This is a genomic window from Streptomyces sp. CC224B, assembly GCF_030010595.1.
Lineage (GTDB): Bacteria > Actinomycetota > Actinomycetes > Streptomycetales > Streptomycetaceae > Streptomyces > Streptomyces longispororuber.
Window position 1 is genome coordinate 145,093 of the sequence record NZ_JASCXL010000004.1, and the last position, 15,874, is coordinate 160,966.

Here is a 15,874-nt window from a genome sequence, read left to right on the forward strand (position 1 = left end):
CGGGGGGACGGCAGCCCTCCGCCCGCGACGGCGGGACCGGCGCGAGCAGCGGTCAGGCCCCCAACTCCTGGGCCAGCACCGCCGCCTGCACCCGGCTGCGCAGCTCCAGCTTGGCCAGCAGCCGGCTCACATGGGTCTTCACCGTGGCCTCCGCCATGTCCAGACGCCGGGCGATCTCCGCGTTGGACAGGCCCTCGCCGAGGCAGGAGAGCACCTCGCGCTCCCGCCGCGTCAGCCGGTCGAGGACCGACGGGTCCGGCGCGTTCGGGGCGCGCACCGGGCGGGGGGTGGCGAACTCGGCGATGAGGCGGCGGGTCACGGCGGGCGCGATCAGGCCCTCGCCGCGCGCCACCGTGCGGACCGCGTCGAGCAGCGCCCTCGCCTCCGTGTTCTTCAGCAGGAACCCCGACGCCCCGGCGCGCAGCGCGCCGAAGACGTACTCGTCCAGGTCGAACGTCGTCAGGACGAGCACGTCCGCCAACCCCTCGGCGACGACCTGGCGGGTCGCGGAGACGCCGTCGAGGCGCGGCATCTGTATGTCCATCAGGACGAGGTCCGGCCGCAGTTCGCGGGCGAGCGCCACGGCCTGTTCGCCGTCCGCGGCCTCGCCGACGACCTCGATGTCGGGCGCGCTGCGCAGGATCAGCACCAGGCCCGCCCGGACGGCGGACTGGTCCTCGGCGACGAGCACGCGGATCATTCGGTCACCTCTCTGTCTGCGGGGTCGACGGGCAGCCGGGCGGCCACCTGCCACACCTTTCCCTCACGTCCCCCGGGCGCGTCCGGGCCGGGTGCCACGAGCGCCTCGGGGCCCGCCGTGAACGTGCCGCCGAGCAGCGCGGTCCGCTCCCGCATGCCGACGAGCCCGGCGCCGGACCCGGGCGCGCGGGGGCCCGGGGTGTCGCCGTACGGGCTGGTCACGCGGACGCACAGGGCGTCCGGGGCGCGGAGGAGGGCCACGGTGACCCGGCCGGGAGCGGCGTGCTTGAGCGCGTTCGTGAGGGACTCCTGCACGATGCGGTAGGCGGCCAGCTCGACCGGCGCGGGCAGGGGGGAGTCGTCCGGGGTGCGGGCGTCGTCGAGGGTGACGTCGAGGCCGTTGGCGCGGGCGTGGTCGAGCAGCGCGCCGAGGCCGTCCAGGGTGGGCGCGGCCGTCGGCTCGGTGTCGCCGCTGGAGTCGCGCAGGATGCCGATGAGGCGGCGCATCTCGGCCAGGCCCTCCACGCTGTTCTGGCGGATGACGGCGAGCGCGTCCCGGGTGGTCCGCTCGTCGTCGAGGGAGAGCGCGGCCGTGGAGTGGATGGCGATCGCCGACAGGTGGTTGGCGACCACGTCGTGCAGCTCGCGGGCCATCCGGGCGCGCTCGGCGGTGACGGCCTGGACCCGGTCCATCTCGGCGAGCAGCGCGGTCTGCTCGGCGCGCAGCCGGGCCATCTCGGCGGCCTCCCGGTGGTTGCGCACCAGGACCCCGGTCGTCGCGGGTGCGAACGAGACCAGGGCGGTGACCGCACCGATGAGCAGCGCCTCCGGCGCCCGGATCCAGGCCAGGAAGCCGATCGTCATGGCCACCGTGATCAGGCCGGTGGTGACGGGGATGCGCCGGGCCGCGGCCGGGGTGCCGTACAGCACGGCGGCGTAGACGAGGTCGGTGAACATCACGACCGTCGCCAGGTTCCCGGGCGTCAACTGGTCGGCGACGAGCGCGAGGGTGCCCGCGGCCAGGGCGAACTGCGGCGCGGTCCGGCGCAGCAGCTCCAGGGCCGCCATGACGACAAGCGGCAGCAGCGTCCAGGCGCTGCCGAACGGCCGGTCCGTCTGCATGCGCAGCCCCAGCGCCCAGAAGAGCACGCCGCTGGCCAGGCTGGCGACGGCGATGCGGACGTCGACGACGTCGGGGCGGGCGAGCGGCAGCGGCATGACTCCATCCAACACGGCGGGCGCCGCCGCGGCCTCCCTACGCCGGGTGAAGCGCGAGTACATCGAAGGATGCAGCCCCGCTTCGTCACTGGCGACGACGATCCCGGGCCGCCGGGGGGCGAGCCTGGGGGAGTGACCGGAAAGACCAGCGGGCCCGGGAGGAACGAGCCGTGATCGTCACACTGATCATCATCTGCGAGGTGGGCTTCTGGCTGATCCTGGCCGCGGGCCTCGCGCTGCGGTACTGGGCGAAGATGCCCCGGACGAGTGTCGCCGTGCTGCTGTGCGAGCCGCTGCTCGAAGTCGTCCTGTTCGTCGTCACCGCGATCGACCTGAAGAACGGCGCCGAGCCGGACTGGAAGCACGGCATGGCCGCCGTCTACATCGGCTACTCGGTCGCGCTCGGCCACTACACGATCAGGTGGGTGGACGTCCGGGTCGCGCACCGCTTCGCGGGCGGGCCGAAGCCGCGCACGCCGAGGTACGGCCGGGCGCGCGCCGTGCACGAGTGGAAACTCGCCGCCCGCTGGATACTGGCCGCGGCGATCGCCATGGCCCTGCTCCAGGGCGCGATCTGGTACGTCGGCCCGGACGGGGAGACCGACTCGCTGCGGGCCTGGCAGCAGCGGATGCTCTGGGCCGTCGGCATCAACGTGATCATCGCGGCGAGCTACACGCTGTTCCCCAAGCGGGTCCCCGCGCCGGGACCGGGCGGCGAGACCTCCGACGAGCGGCACCCGCTCACCAAGGTGTGAGGCCCCGGGCGCGGCGCCCCCCCGGCCCGTCCCGCGCCCTGTCGCGACGGGCCTGTCCGGTGTCCCGGGCGGGCTCTAGCGCTCGCCCCCGGGCACCCACAGCACGTCCCCGTTCTCCTTGTTCGCCGTCCGCGCCAGGATGAACAGCAGGTCGGAGAGGCGGTTGAGGTACGTGGCGGTGAGCGGGTTCATGGTCTCGCCGTGCACCTCCAGCGCGGCCCAGGTGGAGCGCTCGGCCCGCCGCACCACGGTGCACGCCTGGTGCAGCAGCGCCGCGCCCGGCGTACCGCCCGGCAGGATGAAGCTGCGCAGCTTCTCCAGGCGCTCGTTGAACCGGTCGCAGTCCGCCTCCAGCTTGTCGACGTAGAACTGCTCGACCCGCAGCGGCGGGTACGCGGGGTCCTCGACCACGGGTGTGGACAGGTCCGCGCCCACGTCGAAGAGGTCGTTCTGGACCCGGGTGAGGACCGCCGCGATCTCGGCGTCGAGGTCGCCGAGCGCGAGGGCCGTGCCGATGACGGCGTTGGCCTCGTTCGCGTCGGCGTACGCGGCGATCCGCAGGTCGGTCTTGGCGGTCCTGCTCATGTCGCCGAGGGCGGTGGTGCCCCGGTCGCCGGTACGGGTGTAGATGCGCGTCAGATTGACCATGCCGCCAGCCTAGTGAGCCCCCGGCGCGCCCCCCGTGCCGCCCGCGGGCGCTCAGGACCCGGCGCCGCGCACGACCCGGGTGCCGACCGCCACCGCCGCGAGCGCGAAGCCGACCGCGACCAGGGCGCCGTACAGCATGTGCGCGGTGGCGTACTCGCCGACGTACGCGTCGCGGACCGCGTCCACCAGGTACCGGAACGGCGTGAGGTGCGAGAGCACGTCGAGCCAGTCGGGCCCCAGCGACATCGGCAGCATCAGGCCGGACAGCAGCATCGCGGGCATGGCGAGTCCGTTCACGGTCGGGCCGAACTCCTGCGGGGTGCGCACCTTCAGGGCGAGGGCGTACGACAGGGCGGCGAGGGCCACGGTCAGCAGGGCCACGAAGGCGAAGCCGATGAGGATCCCGGCGAGCGGCGCCCGCAACCCCATCACCAGGGCGGCGAGCACCAGCAGCACCGCCTGGAAGACGAAGAGCGCGGCGTCCCTGAGCAGCCGGCCGAGCAGCAGCGCGAGCCGGCTGGCCGGGGTGACGCGCGTCCGCTCGACCACGCCCCAGTTGTTCTCCAGGATCAGCGCGAAACCGCTGAACGAGGCGCCGAACAGGCTGAGTTGCAGCAGCAGCCCCGGCACCAGGACCTGCCAGGAGTCACCGTCGGCCGCGAGCGGCAGGTCGGTGAGGAGCGGGCCGAAGAACAGCAGGTACAGCAGCGGCATCAGCACCCCGAAGAGCATCTGGAACCGGGAGCGCAGGGTCTGGCGGGCGTAGCGCCGGAAGAGCAGCGCGGTGTCGTGCAGGAGCATGGCGAAGTCCGGAGGTCGAAGGGGACGGTCGGGGCCGGAAGGGGACGGGAGGGCCGGGCGGCGACGGGCGGGGGTGGGGCGGGGGAGCGGGCCTCAGACGGCGACGGGCGTGGTGTCGGCGGGGGCCGGGCCGCGCCCGGTGATGGCGAGGAACGCGTCCTGGAGCGTGGCGTCGGGCGAGCCGGCGTACCGCTCCTTGAGCGCGGCGGGCGTGCCCCCGGCGACGACCACGCCCTCGTCCACGACGACGATCCGGTCGGCCAGGGCGTCGGCCTCGTCCAGGTAGTGCGTGGTGAGGAAGACCGTGGTGCCGTACGTGTCCCGCAGGCGGCGCACCAGGTCCCACAGGTCGGCGCGGCTGCCCGGGTCGAGACCGGTGGTCGGCTCGTCGAGGAACAGGACGGCCGGGCGGTGGGTGAGCCCGAGCGCGAGGTCGAGCCTGCGCCGCTGGCCGCCGGAGAGCGCGGCGGTCCTGCGGTGCAGCAGCCCGGTCAGGCCGAGGACGTCCGCCAGCTCCTCGGCGCGGGCTGCGGCCTCGGCCTGCGGCAGGTGGTAGAGCCGCCCCTGGAGGACGAGCTCGTCGCGCACCGTCTCCTGCGGGTCGACGCCGCCCGACTGGGCGACATACCCGATCTTCGAGCGGACGCCCGCGGGGTCGCGCAGCAGGTCGTGGCCCGCGACGGTGGCGGCGCCGCCGGTGGGCGGCAGGAGCGTGGTGAGCATCCGCAGGGTGGTGGTCTTGCCCGCGCCGTTCGGCCCCAGGAAGCCGAGGATCTCCCCGGGCTCGACGGTCAGGTCGACGCCGCGCACGGCCCGCACCGGGCCGCTCCTGGTCGTGAAGGTCCGGCTGAGCCCGGCCGTACTGATGATTGCCATGGAGACCACAAAAACAGATCCACTGAAACTTTGCAATGCACCCAAGTTTTAAGTGGCCATAGGGAGGGGGCCTACGATGGGCGCATGGCTGAGGGACTGAGGGAGCGCAAGAAGCGGCAGACCAGGCAGCGGATCTCGGACATCGCGACCGGGCTCTTCCTGGAGCGCGGCTTCGCCGCCGTGACGGTCGCCGACGTCGCGGAGGCGGCCGACGTCTCGGTCAACACCGTCTACAACTACTTCCCGGCCAAGGAGGACCTGTTCCTCGACCGCGGCGAGGACATGGTCGACCGGCTCTCGCGGTGGGTACGCGGCCGGCGCGCCGGCGAGTCCGCCGCCGACGCGGTGCTGCGCGAGCTGCGCACCCTCGTCGAGGGCGTCTCGCCCACCGTCGGGCTCTTCGCGGGCTACGCCGACTTCATGCGGGTCATCGCCGACTCGTCCGCCCTGCGCTCCCGGCTCTGGGCCCTGCAGCAGGAGAGCCTGCGCGGCCTGGAGGCCACCCTCCGCGAGGAGGCGGGCCCCGGCGGCCACCTGCCCGACCTCGTCGCGGGCCAGCTCGCCTGGCTGCACGCCACCGTCATGGGCTGGATCGGCGCCGAGATGGTCAAGCGCCGCGACCCCGCCGAGGTCTCCCGCGAGGCGCTCGTCCTCATCGACGAGACGGAGGAGCTGCTGAGCGAACGGGTCCTCAACTACGCCGTCCGCAAGCCCTCCTGACCCCTTGCGGCCCCCCTCGTCCCGCGCCCCGGTGTGATGTCCGTCAAATGGCACGTGGCGTGCGTCTCTTCACCGCCACAGCGCGCCGCGCGACCGCTAGTGTCCGGTTCGGAGCGATACGTAAACAGCGGGTAAGCGCTCCTACAGACGCCAGGTAAGGGGAGTCGTAACGTGGCACGAAAGCTCGCCGTCATCGGAGCCGGACTCATGGGGTCCGGCATCGCCCAGGTCTCCGCCCAGGCGGGCTGGGACGTGGTCCTGCGCGACGTCACCGACGAGGCGCTGACCCGGGGCACCGACGGCATCAAGGCCTCGTACGAGAAGTTCGTGAGCAAGGGCAGGCTCGACGCCGCGGACGCCGAGGCGGCCCTCGGCCGCATCACGACCACCACCGACCTGGACGCCGCCGCCGACGCGGACGTCGTCGTCGAGGCCGTCTTCGAGAAGCTGGAGGTCAAGCACGAGATCTTCCGCACCCTCGACAAGCTCGTGCGGGACGAGACCGTGCTCGCCTCCAACACCTCCGCCATCCCCATCACCAAGATCGCGGCCGTCACGGAGCGCCCCGAGCGCGTCGTCGGCGCCCACTTCTTCTCGCCGGTGCCCATGATGCAGCTCTGCGAGCTCGTCCGCGGCCACAAGACCAGCGACGAAACCCTCGCCACCACCCGGGAGTTCGCCGAGTCCGTCGGCAAGACCTGCATCGTCGTGAACCGCGACGTCGCGGGCTTCGTGACCACCCGCCTCATCGCCGCCCTCGTCGTCGAGGCCGCCAGGCTCCACGAGTCGGGCGTCGCCACCGCCGAGGACATCGACACCGCCTGCAAGCTCGGCTTCGGCCACGCCATGGGCCCGCTCGCCACCGCGGACCTCACCGGCGTCGACATCCTGCTGCACGCCACCGACAACATCTACACGGAGTCGCAGGACGAGAAGTTCGCCGCTCCGGAGCTGATGCGCCGGATGGTGGACGCCGGCGACATCGGCCGCAAGAGCGGCCAGGGCTTCTACCGGTACTGAGGCTTCCACCGGTACTGAGGCTTCCACCGGTACTGAACGCCGACGGAACGACGGGCGCGGACGTGCGGAATCACTCCGAGGATCACCCCTCGGAGTGATTTCGGTATCGGTTCGCTTACAGACGGCAACTTCCTCACCCACGTGACAGTCAGTTGCTGTGACATACACAGACGCCTGGAGGCACGGGCGTCACACACGACACCGCACTCTTGGGAGCGCATATGCACATCAGGGGCGACCAGGCCCAGCTGGTCGTCGGGGGACGCCTCGACGTACGCAGCGCGGCGGACGCCCGTACGGTCCTGCACTCGGCCGTCGACGACGGCGCCGGCGACCTGGTGCTCGACCTCTCCGAACTCGACTCGTGGGACGCCACGGGACTCGGCGTCATCATGGGCGCGCACCGGCGCGCCGGGCGGTGCGGACGCAGGCTCGTCCTGCGCGGTGTGCCGCCGCAGATGCAGCGCCTCCTCGTGGCCACCCGGCTGCACCGCATCCTCGCCATCGAGGGCGGCATCGGAGTCGAATCGCTTCCTCGCGTGTGACGCCCGGCTCCGCGCGCCGACGGCGGCACGCGGGCCAAGGGGCGCAAGCGGTGCGGGACGTGATCTTCACCCGCAATCCTCACGAGACTGTGACGTCTCGGGCGGGGTGGTACCCCGCCCTCCGCGGAGATACTGAAGACGGTTTAGGGTTCGGTCGCCCGACGAATATCGACGAACCCGCACGGGGGCACCGGATCAGAAGCGACAGCGCGGTGTGCCCAAGGCCGGAGGGGGCTTCGCACACGACGCATCTGGGGGGCTTGGACCATGGACCCGACGACCCGGGGGCCGGAGGAGTACGGACCGGAGGGGCACGGCCGTGACGGCCACGGTGCCGCCCGGCCCGACGCCCACGACGGCCACGACGGCACCGGACGCGAGAGCCGCCCGCCGCGGCAGGACCCCCCGCCGGGACCGGCGGGCGGGCACGGGCCCGGCACACCCGGCCTCGGTGAGCCCGCCCCCGCGCCGGTCCGCGCCGTGCGGCTCGTCACCGGCGACCTGCTCCTCACGGTCAACCCCGTGGACGGCAGCGAGATAGAGCCCTGCCCGCCCGGCGAACACCCCGACCCGCCGCGGAAGTACACCGCCGCCGAGCGCGCCGAACGGCGCCGCGCCGCGCTGCCGCCCGTGCCGCCCGGCCCCGCCCTGCCGCGCACCGCGCTCCTCGGCCGCCGGGAGGAGCGCGAACGCCTGGTCCGGCTGCTCGCCCGCGGCCGCTCCGTCCGCCTGACCGGGCCGGCGGGCTCCGGGCGCACCGCCCTCATCGACGCCGTCGCCGAGGACTGCGCCGACCTCGCCCCCGACGGCGTGATCCGCCTCTCCGGCTACCACCGGGCACCGACGGACCTCCTGTACGACCTGTGCGCCGCCGTCCACGACACCCGCGAGCACCGCCCCGACCGGGCCCTGCTGCGCGAACTCGTCGGCGGCATCGGCGCCGTGGTCGTCGTCGACGACCTCGAGTTCGGCGGCGCCGCCCTGGAGGACCTCCTCGACGCCACGCCCGAGTGCGCTTTCCTGCTCGCCGCGACGCCCGACGTGGCCGCGCCCGCGCCCGAGTCCCACCTCGAAGAGGTCTTCCTCGGCGGCCTCGGCCGCGGCGACGCCCTGGAGCTCCTGGAGCGCGCCGTCGGCCGCGTCCTCACCGACGAGGAGGCCGACTGGGCGGGGGACCTGTGGTTCGAGTCCGAGGGCCTGCCGCTGCGCTTCGCGCAGGCCGGAGCCCTGCTGCGGCTCCAGGACGAACTGCGCGCCAACCCGGCCGCCTTCGACGACGCCGCCCGCGACGGCCGGGGCGCCGCGGCCGGACCGGCGCCGTTCGCCGCCGCGGACGAGATATCCACCGAGGCGTCGCCGCCCTCCCTCGCCGACGGCGTCGCGCCGGCCGCGCCGCTCGCCGCCCGGCTGAGCCCGTCCGCACGCGCCGCCCTGCGGTTCGCCGTCGCGCTCGGCGGCGAGCTGCCGCACCCGGCGCACCTGCCCGCCCTGGTCGGCGACACCCACGCCGACGCGGCGCTCGCCGAGCTCGTCGACAGCGCCCTCGTGACCCCGGTCGGCGGGCACTACCGGCTCGCCGCCGGGGTCCGCGTCCAACTGGAGGCCGCCGGGTACGCCGACGACGCCGCCGCGCACGCGCAGTCCGCGGCCCAGCACTACGCCTGGTGGTCCGGGCACCCGTCGGTCGGCCCCGAGCGCGTCGTCGCCGAGGCGGACGCGATCCTCGCGGCGCTCACCGCCCTGGTGGCGGCCCGCGGCGGGACGGCCGGGCCCGGCGCCGCCGACGAGCCGTCGGCCGCGGTGCTGCTCGCCCGCACCGTCGCGCCCGCCTTCGCCGCGGGGCTCGACTGGGGCGCCTGGGAGCGGGCCCTGCGCTCCGGCCAGGAGGCCTCACGCACCGCCGGCGAGGTGGCCGAACAGGCCTACTTCCACCACGAGTTGGGCATCCTGGCGCTGTGCGGCGGGCGGCTCGACCGGGCCCGCGCCGAGCTGGAGGCCTCCATCGGCCTGCGCGGCGCCCTCGCCGACAAGCGCGGCATGATCGCGGGGCGCCGCGCGCTCGCCCTGGTCGCCGACCGCTCCGGCGGGGTCCTGCCCGGGGGCCGGACGGCGGCGGGCGAAGAGGTCCCGGACGCCCGGTCGGAGGAGTCGGCCTCGCCGGCCGGCGGGGTGCCCGCCCCGTTCGTGCCGCCCGCGCCCGCCGCGCCGGTCCCCTCGCCCGACGAGGCCGAGACCGTGGTCACCCCGCAGGCCGCGCCCGCGCCGCCGCCGGTCCCGCCCGCGAGGCCCCGGCGTCGGCCGGGCCGCCTGGCCGTCCTGCGCGGCACCCGGCGCAACCTCGTCGCCGCCGGGGCGGGCGCCCTGCTCGTCGCCGTGCTCGGCACGGTGGTCCCCCACGGCGCGACCTCCCGCGGCGACGACGGCGGGCGCCCCGACAAGGTCCGCACCGACCAGTCGGCGAGCGCGGACGACGACGGCGGCGGCCTCGGCGCCGACGAGCCGGACGAGAGCTCCTCGCAGCGGCAGACCGGCCCCGGCGCGGACGGCGTACCCGGCACCTCCGACGACCCCACACCGCCGCGCGGCAGCAGCACGCCGTCGGAGGGCGGCGACGGGACGAAGGGCCCCACCACCACGCCCAGCGGCACGCCCTCGGGCAAGCCCAGCGAGCGGCCGACGACGCGGCCGCCCACGAGCCGGCCGCCCACCACGCACCCGCCCACGTCCAGGCCGCCGACGACCCGGCCGCCGACCACGCGGCCGCCGACGACGCAGCCGCCGGTGACCACCGTGCCGCCCACGACCCGGCCGCCGACCACCCCCAACACGTCGGACTCCGCGAGCCGCCCCGGCCCGTCCAGCCCGGCGAACAGCGACAGCTCGGGGACCGGCCCCGGCTCGCCGGCGATCTGAGGCGTACGAGGATCTGCGGGCGTACGAGGAGGGGGCGGGCCCTTGCACAGGGCCCGCCCCCTCCTCGTACAGGTGCGGGTACGGCTGGTCTTCCTCGTGCGGTACGGCTCCTCGGCCGTGCGCGGGGGTACGGCTGCCCGGCCGTGCGCGTGCGGGCGGGCGTCAGAACAGCCGCAGCTTGTCGTCCTCGATGCCGCGCAGCGCGTCGTAGTCGAGGACGGCGCAACTGATGCCGCGGTCCGTGGCCAGGACGCGGGCCTGCGGCTTGATCTCCTGGGCGGCGAAGACGCCCCTGACCGGCGCAAGGTGCGGGTCGCGGTTCAGGAGCTCCAGGTAGCGGGTGAGTTGCTCCACGCCGTCGATCTCGCCGCGGCGCTTGATCTCCACGGCGACGGTCCGCCCCTCGGCGTCGCGGCAGAGGATGTCGACGGGTCCGATCGCCGTCATGTACTCGCGGCGAATCAGGGAGTATCCCTCGCCGAGTGTCTCGATCCGGTCGGCGAGCAGCTCCTGGAGGTGCGCTTCCACGCCGTCCTTGATGAGGCCGGGGTCCACGCCCAGTTCGTGCGTGGAGTCGTGGAGCACCTCCTCCATCGTGATGATGAGCTTCTCGCCCGCCTTGTTCGTGACGGTCCACACGGCGGAGTCCTCGCCCGTGCCCTCCTTCAGGGTGCACGGCGGCGACATCCAGTTGAGGGGCTTGTAGGCCCGGTCGTCAGCGTGGATGGAGACGCTGCCGTCCGCCTTGACCAGGATCAGGCGGGGGGCCGACGGGAGGTGGGCGGTGAGCCTGCCCGCGTAGTCCACGGAGCAGCGGGCGATGACGAGACGCATGGTCGGCAACGCTACTCGACGGCGGGACGGTCCAGCGAATTCACCCGTTCCCGGCCCTCGGGCACGGCCCGGGGGCGCACCACTTGTCCGCCGATGGACCCCTTCGAACCTGGCCAGTTATCCGCCCAATCTCCTGGTGCCCTCCACCGGCGTTGCCTACCGTATAAGCGGGAGGTCGTCGCGCGTGCACGCTGCGTATACGAGCTCCTTCCCTGCCCGTAGGCCCCTGCCCTCTGGGGGTGCGAGAGGAGAACCCATGTCGCTCGACGTCTCACCGGCGCTGTTGGAACAGGCCGAGCGAGGCGAGGTCGACGAAGCCGCCTTCGTCGACTGCGTCCGGACCTCCCTGCCTTACGCGTGGGAGTTGATCAGCTCCCTGGTGGCCCAGTTGAAGGTCGACGGCGGCGAGTTCGCCGACAACCAGACGCCGCCGCCGGACGAGCAGGCGCGCGGCCAACTGCTGCGCGCGCTCGCGAGTGACGCGATCCGCGGTGCCCTGCAGCGCCACTTCGGGGTACGCCTGGCGTTCCAGAACTGCCACCGTGTGGCGGTCTTCCCACTGGACGCCTCGGTGGACGACAGGCTGGCCAAGTTCACGTCGATCCGCGGCCAGTTGCTGAACCAGTCGCCCGAACTCAGGGACTGCTGAAGGCAGTTGCTGCCGCTCCGCCGCGGGAGGTGTGTTGGTGCGGGGCGGCAGCTCTTCTCTGGCGTGGGCGCCTTGTGCGGGTGCCCCTGGCGGGGCGGGGCCTTTCCCCTGGCGGGGGGCCTCCCCTGGCGGGGAGCGATTCCCTGGTGTGGGGCGCTTCTGTGGTGGGGCGTGCCTGTGGTGGGGCGTTTCTGTGGTGGGTTTTTTGCTGCGGGTTGGGGTGGGCTGGGCGCGCAGTTCCCCGGGCCCCGGGGGGGGGGGGGGGGGGGGGGGGGGGGGGGGTGCCCCCCCCCCCGGGGGGGGGGGGGGGGGGGGGGGGGGGGGGTGTGGGGGGGGGGGGGGGGGGGGGGGGGGGGGGGGGGGGGGGGGTTTTTGGGGGGGGGGGGGGGGGGGGGGGCGCGCAGTTCCCCGCGCCCCTTTCGGGGCGCTCCTGTGCTGGCGCGGCTTGTACCCCGCGCCCCTTTCGGGGCGCTCCTGTGCTGGGGTGGCTTGTTTCTCGTGGGCCTTTCGGGGCGCTCCTGTGTGGGTGGGCTCGGTGTCAGGGGAGGTGGGGGAGGACCTCTGTGCCCAGGCGGCGGATGTTTTCTTCTGTGGTGGTCAGGTCTCCGGAGCCTTCCACCAGGAACGCGAAGCGGGTGATGCCCGTGCGTTCGGCGGTGGCGGTGATGCGGTCCACGCACACCTGGGGCGTGCCCACGGGGTGGATGCCGCACAGCAGTTCCGTGTACGCGGACGGGTCGCGCATGGCGCGGGCGCGGCCGTCCACCGTGACGTGGGCCTCCAGGCCCTGCCGCAGCCAGCCGGGCATCGCCTTCTGGAGCGTCTCGGCCGCCTCCGCGCGGCGGTCGGCGATCTGCACGACCCCGGCCGACACATGGGCGGCGGCGGCCACTTCGTCCGGCGTACGGCCGGCGGCCCGCGCGTGCCTGCCCCACAGGGCCACCATTTCGGCCTTCTCCTCGTCGCCGACGTGCATGCCCAGGAGCATCGGCAGGCCGTGGGCGGCCGCGAGGCGGACGCTCGACGGCGACGTGCACGCGACGATCACCTCGGGGGCGCGCGGCGGGTCCGGAACCCCCGGCGCCGCCTCCGCCTCCGCCGGGCGCAGCCGGGGTACCACCGCGACCTCGCGGAAGTCGTAGCGGCCGCCGGGGCCCCCGACCCGCGGCTCGCCGCTCAGCCAGCGCAGCAGCAGGTCGAGCGACTCCGGGAACCCCCGCTCGTACGCCTCCGTGCCGGCGCCGAAGACCTCCAGGTCCACCCAGGGGCCGCCGCGCCCCACGCCCAGGCTGAACCGGCCGCCGGTGGTCAGGTGCAGCAGCGCGGCCTGCTCGCCGAGCGCCACCGGGTGGGCGGTGGGCAGGACGCTCACGGCGGTGCCGACGCGCAGGCGCCGGGTGCGGCCGAGCAGCAGGGCCGCGAGCGTGATCGCGGAGGGACAGGTGCCGTACGGCACGAAGTGGTGTTCGGCGATCCAGACGCTGTCGAGACCCGCCTCCTCGGCCACCTCCGCGGACCGCACCGCGCGGTGCAGCGCCTCCCCGTGGCCCTGGCCCGGGAACTGGGCCGCCAGCACAAAGCTTCCTAAGCGCATCGAACTTCCTGCCTCCTTGGCGCCGACGCGGGCACTGCCCCCTACCGGCAACAACGCGTGACACGTGCCAAGGGAACGGCTTGCCAGGCGGATTGGCAGATTTTCAGCGGACCGCCGGGCGGTGTGCGGGCGCCGGTGACGGACGGCGGCCCGAGGGGTGGCGCGTAGGCTTGGCACCTCCCCGACCCCTGTCCATTCCGTGAGGTGTTGTTCCGTGTCGCCCCGTCGCAACCGCCCCAAGGGAGCCGGAGAGTCCAGGCCGGACCGGGACGCGGAACCCTCCGGCCGCTACGGCGGTTTTCAGCGCTCCGAGGACTGGCGGGGCGAGGAGTGGCAGGTGCGCCACGTCGCGGGCGCGAGCGCGGCGGGCAAGACCTACCGCTGCCCGGGCTGCGACCAGGAGATCCCCTCCGGTCTCGCGCACGTCGTGGCGTGGTCCGCGTACTCCGGCGTGGACGAGCGGCGGCACTGGCACACCGGCTGCTGGAGGGCGAAGGACCGGCGCCGCCTCACGGAGCGGCGCTCCCGCAACGCGCCGCGCTACTGAGGACCCGCTTCCGGCAAGGAGGCGCCGGGCGTCGAGTTGAGCCCGGCCTTGTCAAGTTTGTGTCGTCGCGCTATATAAAAAGGCCGTAGGGCAGCACACGCAGCGGAGCTGAGAGGAGAGTCCTGTGGTGCTCATGCGTACTGACGCGTTCCGTGAACTGGACCGGCTGGCCCAGCAGATGCTGGGGACCGCCGCGCATCCGGCCGTGATGCCGATGGACGCCTATCGGACCGGCGACGAGCTCGTCGCCCACTTCGACCTTCCCGGTGTCGACCCGGACACCATCGACCTGGACGTCGAGCGCAACGTCCTGACCGTGCGCGCGGAGCGCCGCTCCCCGGCGCCCCAGGGCGCCGAGACCATCGCCTCCGAGCGCCCCGCCGGTGTCCACACCCGGCAGCTCATCCTCGGCGACACCCTGGACACCGACGCCATCGACGCGTCGTACGAGGCGGGCGTGCTGACCGTGCGGCTGCCCGTGTCGGAGAAGGCCAAGCCGCGGAAGATCAAGGTCACAGGCGGGGCGAACACGGCCCGTTCGATCGCCTCGTGAGCCGCCCGATGAGCTTCGAACGCCTTGTGGAGACCGTACGGTACGAGGGCGCCTACCCCACCAGGGAGCGCGCCGAAGAGGTCACGCGCGGGGTGCTCGCCGCCCTGGGGCGGCAGGTCACGGGGGAGGAGCGGGTGGCGCTCGCGGGGGCGCTGCCCGAGGAGGCGGCGCGCGCGTTCGCCGCGGAGCTCCCCCGGGTCGAGCCGCTCACCGGCTGGGGGTTCGTGAAGGACTACGCCGCCCGCACCGGCGGCAGTCCCGCGACCGCCCGCTGGGACGTCGGGGCGGTGCTGCCCGCGGTGGCGCGCCTGGCCGGGCCCGCGCTCACCGAGCGCGTCCTCGACCGGCTGCCGGACGGGTACGCGCTGCTGTTCGGGCAGCCGCAGCTCGCCCCGCGCAGGACGACCCTGCGGGAGACGGTGTCCCGGGACGCGGGGTCCAGGGAGACGGTGTCGCAGGAGACGGTGTCCCAGGCCGCGTGAGGCCCCTACGGCAACGGCGCCCCGGCCCAGGAGGCCGGGGCGCCGTCGTCGTACAGGGACGCCGGGGTGCCGGGTCAGACGTCGCGCTTCTCCAGCAGGGCGAAGGCGCCGCCCAGCGCCGCCGCGGTGACGACGACGAGGAGCACGAGCTGCGCGGTGCCGCCGCCGTTGGCGAAGGAGGCGTCGATCTTGAAGATCTCGGCGAGCGAGTTGATCGCGTTGTAGTCGGTCATCTTCTCGCCCAGCTTCCGGGTGCTGTCCCAGATGCCCAGGAACGCGGGCAGGATCGCGGGGACGAGGACCACGCCGAGCATGGTGGTGATCGCGCCCGCGGAGTGGCGCAGCATGGAGCCGACGGCGAGCGCCAGCACGCCGAGCAGCGAGACGTACAGGCCGCCCTTGAACACCGTGTCGATCCACGACACCTCACCGACGCCCGGCCCGCTGTGCGCGCCCGAGGCGACGAGGCCCACGAAGAAGATGGAGCCCGCGGAGACCACGAAGGCGATCACGAAGAAGACCAGGGCCTTCGCCGCGAGGACGCGGTAGCGCTGCGGCGAGGCGGTGAAGGTCGTCCGGATCATGCCGGTGCCGTACTCGGACGACGTCACCAGGACGCCCAGCGTGATCAGGCAGATCTGGCCGAGGATCAGGCCGAAGAACGCCGGGATGGTGAAGGGCACGTCCCGGTAGTCCTCGGCGTCGGTGTTCGCGACCGCGAGCAGGCCGATGCCGATGACCAGGAGCAGGAAGATGCCGAGCGTCCACATCGTGGAGCGGACCGACTTGATCTTCGTCCACTCCGAGGTGAGGGCGTGGCCGAGGTTCGTCTTCTTGATCGGGATGGGCGAGGAGTACGCGTTGGCCATCGCCTGCTGCCAGGCCGAGGGCGGCGCGGGCGCGGCGGGCGCCGGGGCCATCGGCGTGGCGCCGGGCTGCGGAAGGGTGCCGTGCGGCTGCGGCTGCGCTTGCGGCTGCGGGGCGGTGGCGACGGCGGCCGGGGCGGCCTGCGGGGCCGGT

The 15,874-nt window shown here is 74.0% G+C and carries 17 protein-coding genes; 9 read left to right on the top strand and 8 right to left on the bottom strand.

Features of this window, described 5'->3' with window-relative positions:
- Window positions 1-52: 52 nt before the first annotated feature.
- Complete coding sequence (locus QK440_RS03295; protein WP_282791388.1) at window positions 53-700, bottom strand: response regulator transcription factor; 648 nt, start codon at window positions 698-700, stop codon at window positions 53-55.
- Window positions 697-1,917: a histidine kinase gene (locus QK440_RS03300; protein ID WP_282791389.1), complete on the bottom strand. Its 1,221-nt coding sequence runs from the start codon at window positions 1,915-1,917 to the stop codon at window positions 697-699. Before QK440_RS03300 ends, QK440_RS03295 begins: the two co-directional genes overlap by 4 nt.
- 170 nt (window positions 1,918-2,087) lie before the next feature.
- Between QK440_RS03300 and QK440_RS03305 the strand changes: the two genes are divergently transcribed.
- Complete coding sequence (locus QK440_RS03305) at window positions 2,088-2,672, top strand: hypothetical protein (RefSeq protein WP_282791390.1); 585 nt, start codon at window positions 2,088-2,090, stop codon at window positions 2,670-2,672.
- A 75-nt stretch (window positions 2,673-2,747) separates the two neighbouring features.
- Here QK440_RS03305 and QK440_RS03310 read toward each other — a convergent pair whose 3' ends face one another.
- The 3 genes from QK440_RS03310 to QK440_RS03320 form a co-directional block, all read right to left on the bottom strand.
- Window positions 2,748-3,320: a cob(I)yrinic acid a,c-diamide adenosyltransferase gene (locus tag QK440_RS03310; RefSeq protein ID WP_282791391.1), complete on the bottom strand. Its 573-nt coding sequence runs from the start codon at window positions 3,318-3,320 to the stop codon at window positions 2,748-2,750.
- A gap of 51 nt (window positions 3,321-3,371) precedes the next feature.
- A complete protein-coding gene (locus QK440_RS03315) occupies window positions 3,372-4,121 on the bottom strand; it encodes an ABC transporter permease (protein ID WP_282791392.1) in 750 nt (249 codons plus the stop codon).
- Between the two features lie 93 nt (window positions 4,122-4,214).
- Complete coding sequence (locus QK440_RS03320; protein ID WP_282791393.1) at window positions 4,215-4,997, bottom strand: ATP-binding cassette domain-containing protein; 783 nt, start codon at window positions 4,995-4,997, stop codon at window positions 4,215-4,217.
- Between the two features lie 84 nt (window positions 4,998-5,081).
- Between QK440_RS03320 and QK440_RS03325 the strand changes: the two genes are divergently transcribed.
- From QK440_RS03325 to QK440_RS03340, 4 genes are all read left to right on the top strand, one after another.
- Window positions 5,082-5,717 carry a TetR/AcrR family transcriptional regulator gene (locus tag QK440_RS03325; RefSeq protein ID WP_282791394.1) on the top strand — a complete coding sequence of 212 codons (636 nt, stop codon included), beginning with the start codon at window positions 5,082-5,084 and terminating at the stop codon, window positions 5,715-5,717.
- Window positions 5,718-5,888: 171 nt separating this feature from the next.
- Window positions 5,889-6,737: a 3-hydroxyacyl-CoA dehydrogenase family protein gene (locus tag QK440_RS03330; protein ID WP_282791395.1), complete on the top strand. Its 849-nt coding sequence runs from the start codon at window positions 5,889-5,891 to the stop codon at window positions 6,735-6,737.
- Between the two features lie 221 nt (window positions 6,738-6,958).
- Entirely contained in the window at window positions 6,959-7,282 is a 324-nt protein-coding gene (locus tag QK440_RS03335) for an STAS domain-containing protein (RefSeq protein ID WP_030361223.1), read from the top strand.
- A gap of 267 nt (window positions 7,283-7,549) precedes the next feature.
- Window positions 7,550-10,195 carry an ATP-binding protein gene (locus QK440_RS03340; RefSeq protein ID WP_282791396.1) on the top strand — a complete coding sequence of 882 codons (2,646 nt, stop codon included), beginning with the start codon at window positions 7,550-7,552 and terminating at the stop codon, window positions 10,193-10,195.
- A 162-nt stretch (window positions 10,196-10,357) separates the two neighbouring features.
- Here QK440_RS03340 and nucS read toward each other — a convergent pair whose 3' ends face one another.
- A complete protein-coding gene (gene nucS, locus QK440_RS03345) occupies window positions 10,358-11,029 on the bottom strand; it encodes an endonuclease NucS (protein WP_282791397.1) in 672 nt (223 codons plus the stop codon).
- Between the two features lie 256 nt (window positions 11,030-11,285).
- Here nucS and QK440_RS03350 point away from each other — a divergent pair, with 256 nt between their 5' ends.
- On the top strand, window positions 11,286-11,678 hold the full coding sequence (locus QK440_RS03350; protein ID WP_282791398.1) for an SCO5389 family protein: 393 nt from the start codon (window positions 11,286-11,288) through the stop codon (window positions 11,676-11,678).
- Window positions 11,679-12,216: 538 nt separating this feature from the next.
- Here QK440_RS03350 and QK440_RS03355 read toward each other — a convergent pair.
- The gene (locus tag QK440_RS03355; protein ID WP_282791399.1) at window positions 12,217-13,272 is read right to left on the bottom strand and encodes an LLM class flavin-dependent oxidoreductase; all 1,056 of its coding nucleotides are present in this window, start codon (window positions 13,270-13,272) and stop codon (window positions 12,217-12,219) included.
- A gap of 214 nt (window positions 13,273-13,486) precedes the next feature.
- Here QK440_RS03355 and QK440_RS03360 point away from each other — a divergent pair, with 214 nt between their 5' ends.
- The 3 genes from QK440_RS03360 (at window position 13,487) to QK440_RS03370 (ending at window position 14,854) form a co-directional block, all read left to right on the top strand.
- On the top strand, window positions 13,487-13,819 hold the full coding sequence (locus QK440_RS03360) for an ATP/GTP-binding protein (RefSeq protein ID WP_282791400.1): 333 nt from the start codon (window positions 13,487-13,489) through the stop codon (window positions 13,817-13,819).
- Window positions 13,820-13,946: 127 nt separating this feature from the next.
- The gene (locus QK440_RS03365; protein WP_282791401.1) at window positions 13,947-14,372 is read left to right on the top strand and encodes an Hsp20/alpha crystallin family protein; all 426 of its coding nucleotides are present in this window, start codon (window positions 13,947-13,949) and stop codon (window positions 14,370-14,372) included.
- Window positions 14,369-14,854 carry a DUF2267 domain-containing protein gene (locus QK440_RS03370; RefSeq protein WP_349239260.1) on the top strand — a complete coding sequence of 162 codons (486 nt, stop codon included), beginning with the start codon at window positions 14,369-14,371 and terminating at the stop codon, window positions 14,852-14,854. The genes QK440_RS03365 and QK440_RS03370 overlap by 4 nt, the downstream gene beginning before the upstream one ends.
- 74 nt (window positions 14,855-14,928) lie before the next feature.
- On the opposite strand, the gene QK440_RS03375 is transcribed toward QK440_RS03370, so the two are convergent.
- A complete protein-coding gene (locus tag QK440_RS03375) occupies window positions 14,929-15,723 on the bottom strand; it encodes an ABC transporter permease subunit (RefSeq protein ID WP_282791414.1) in 795 nt (264 codons plus the stop codon).
- Window positions 15,724-15,874 lie beyond the last annotated feature (151 nt).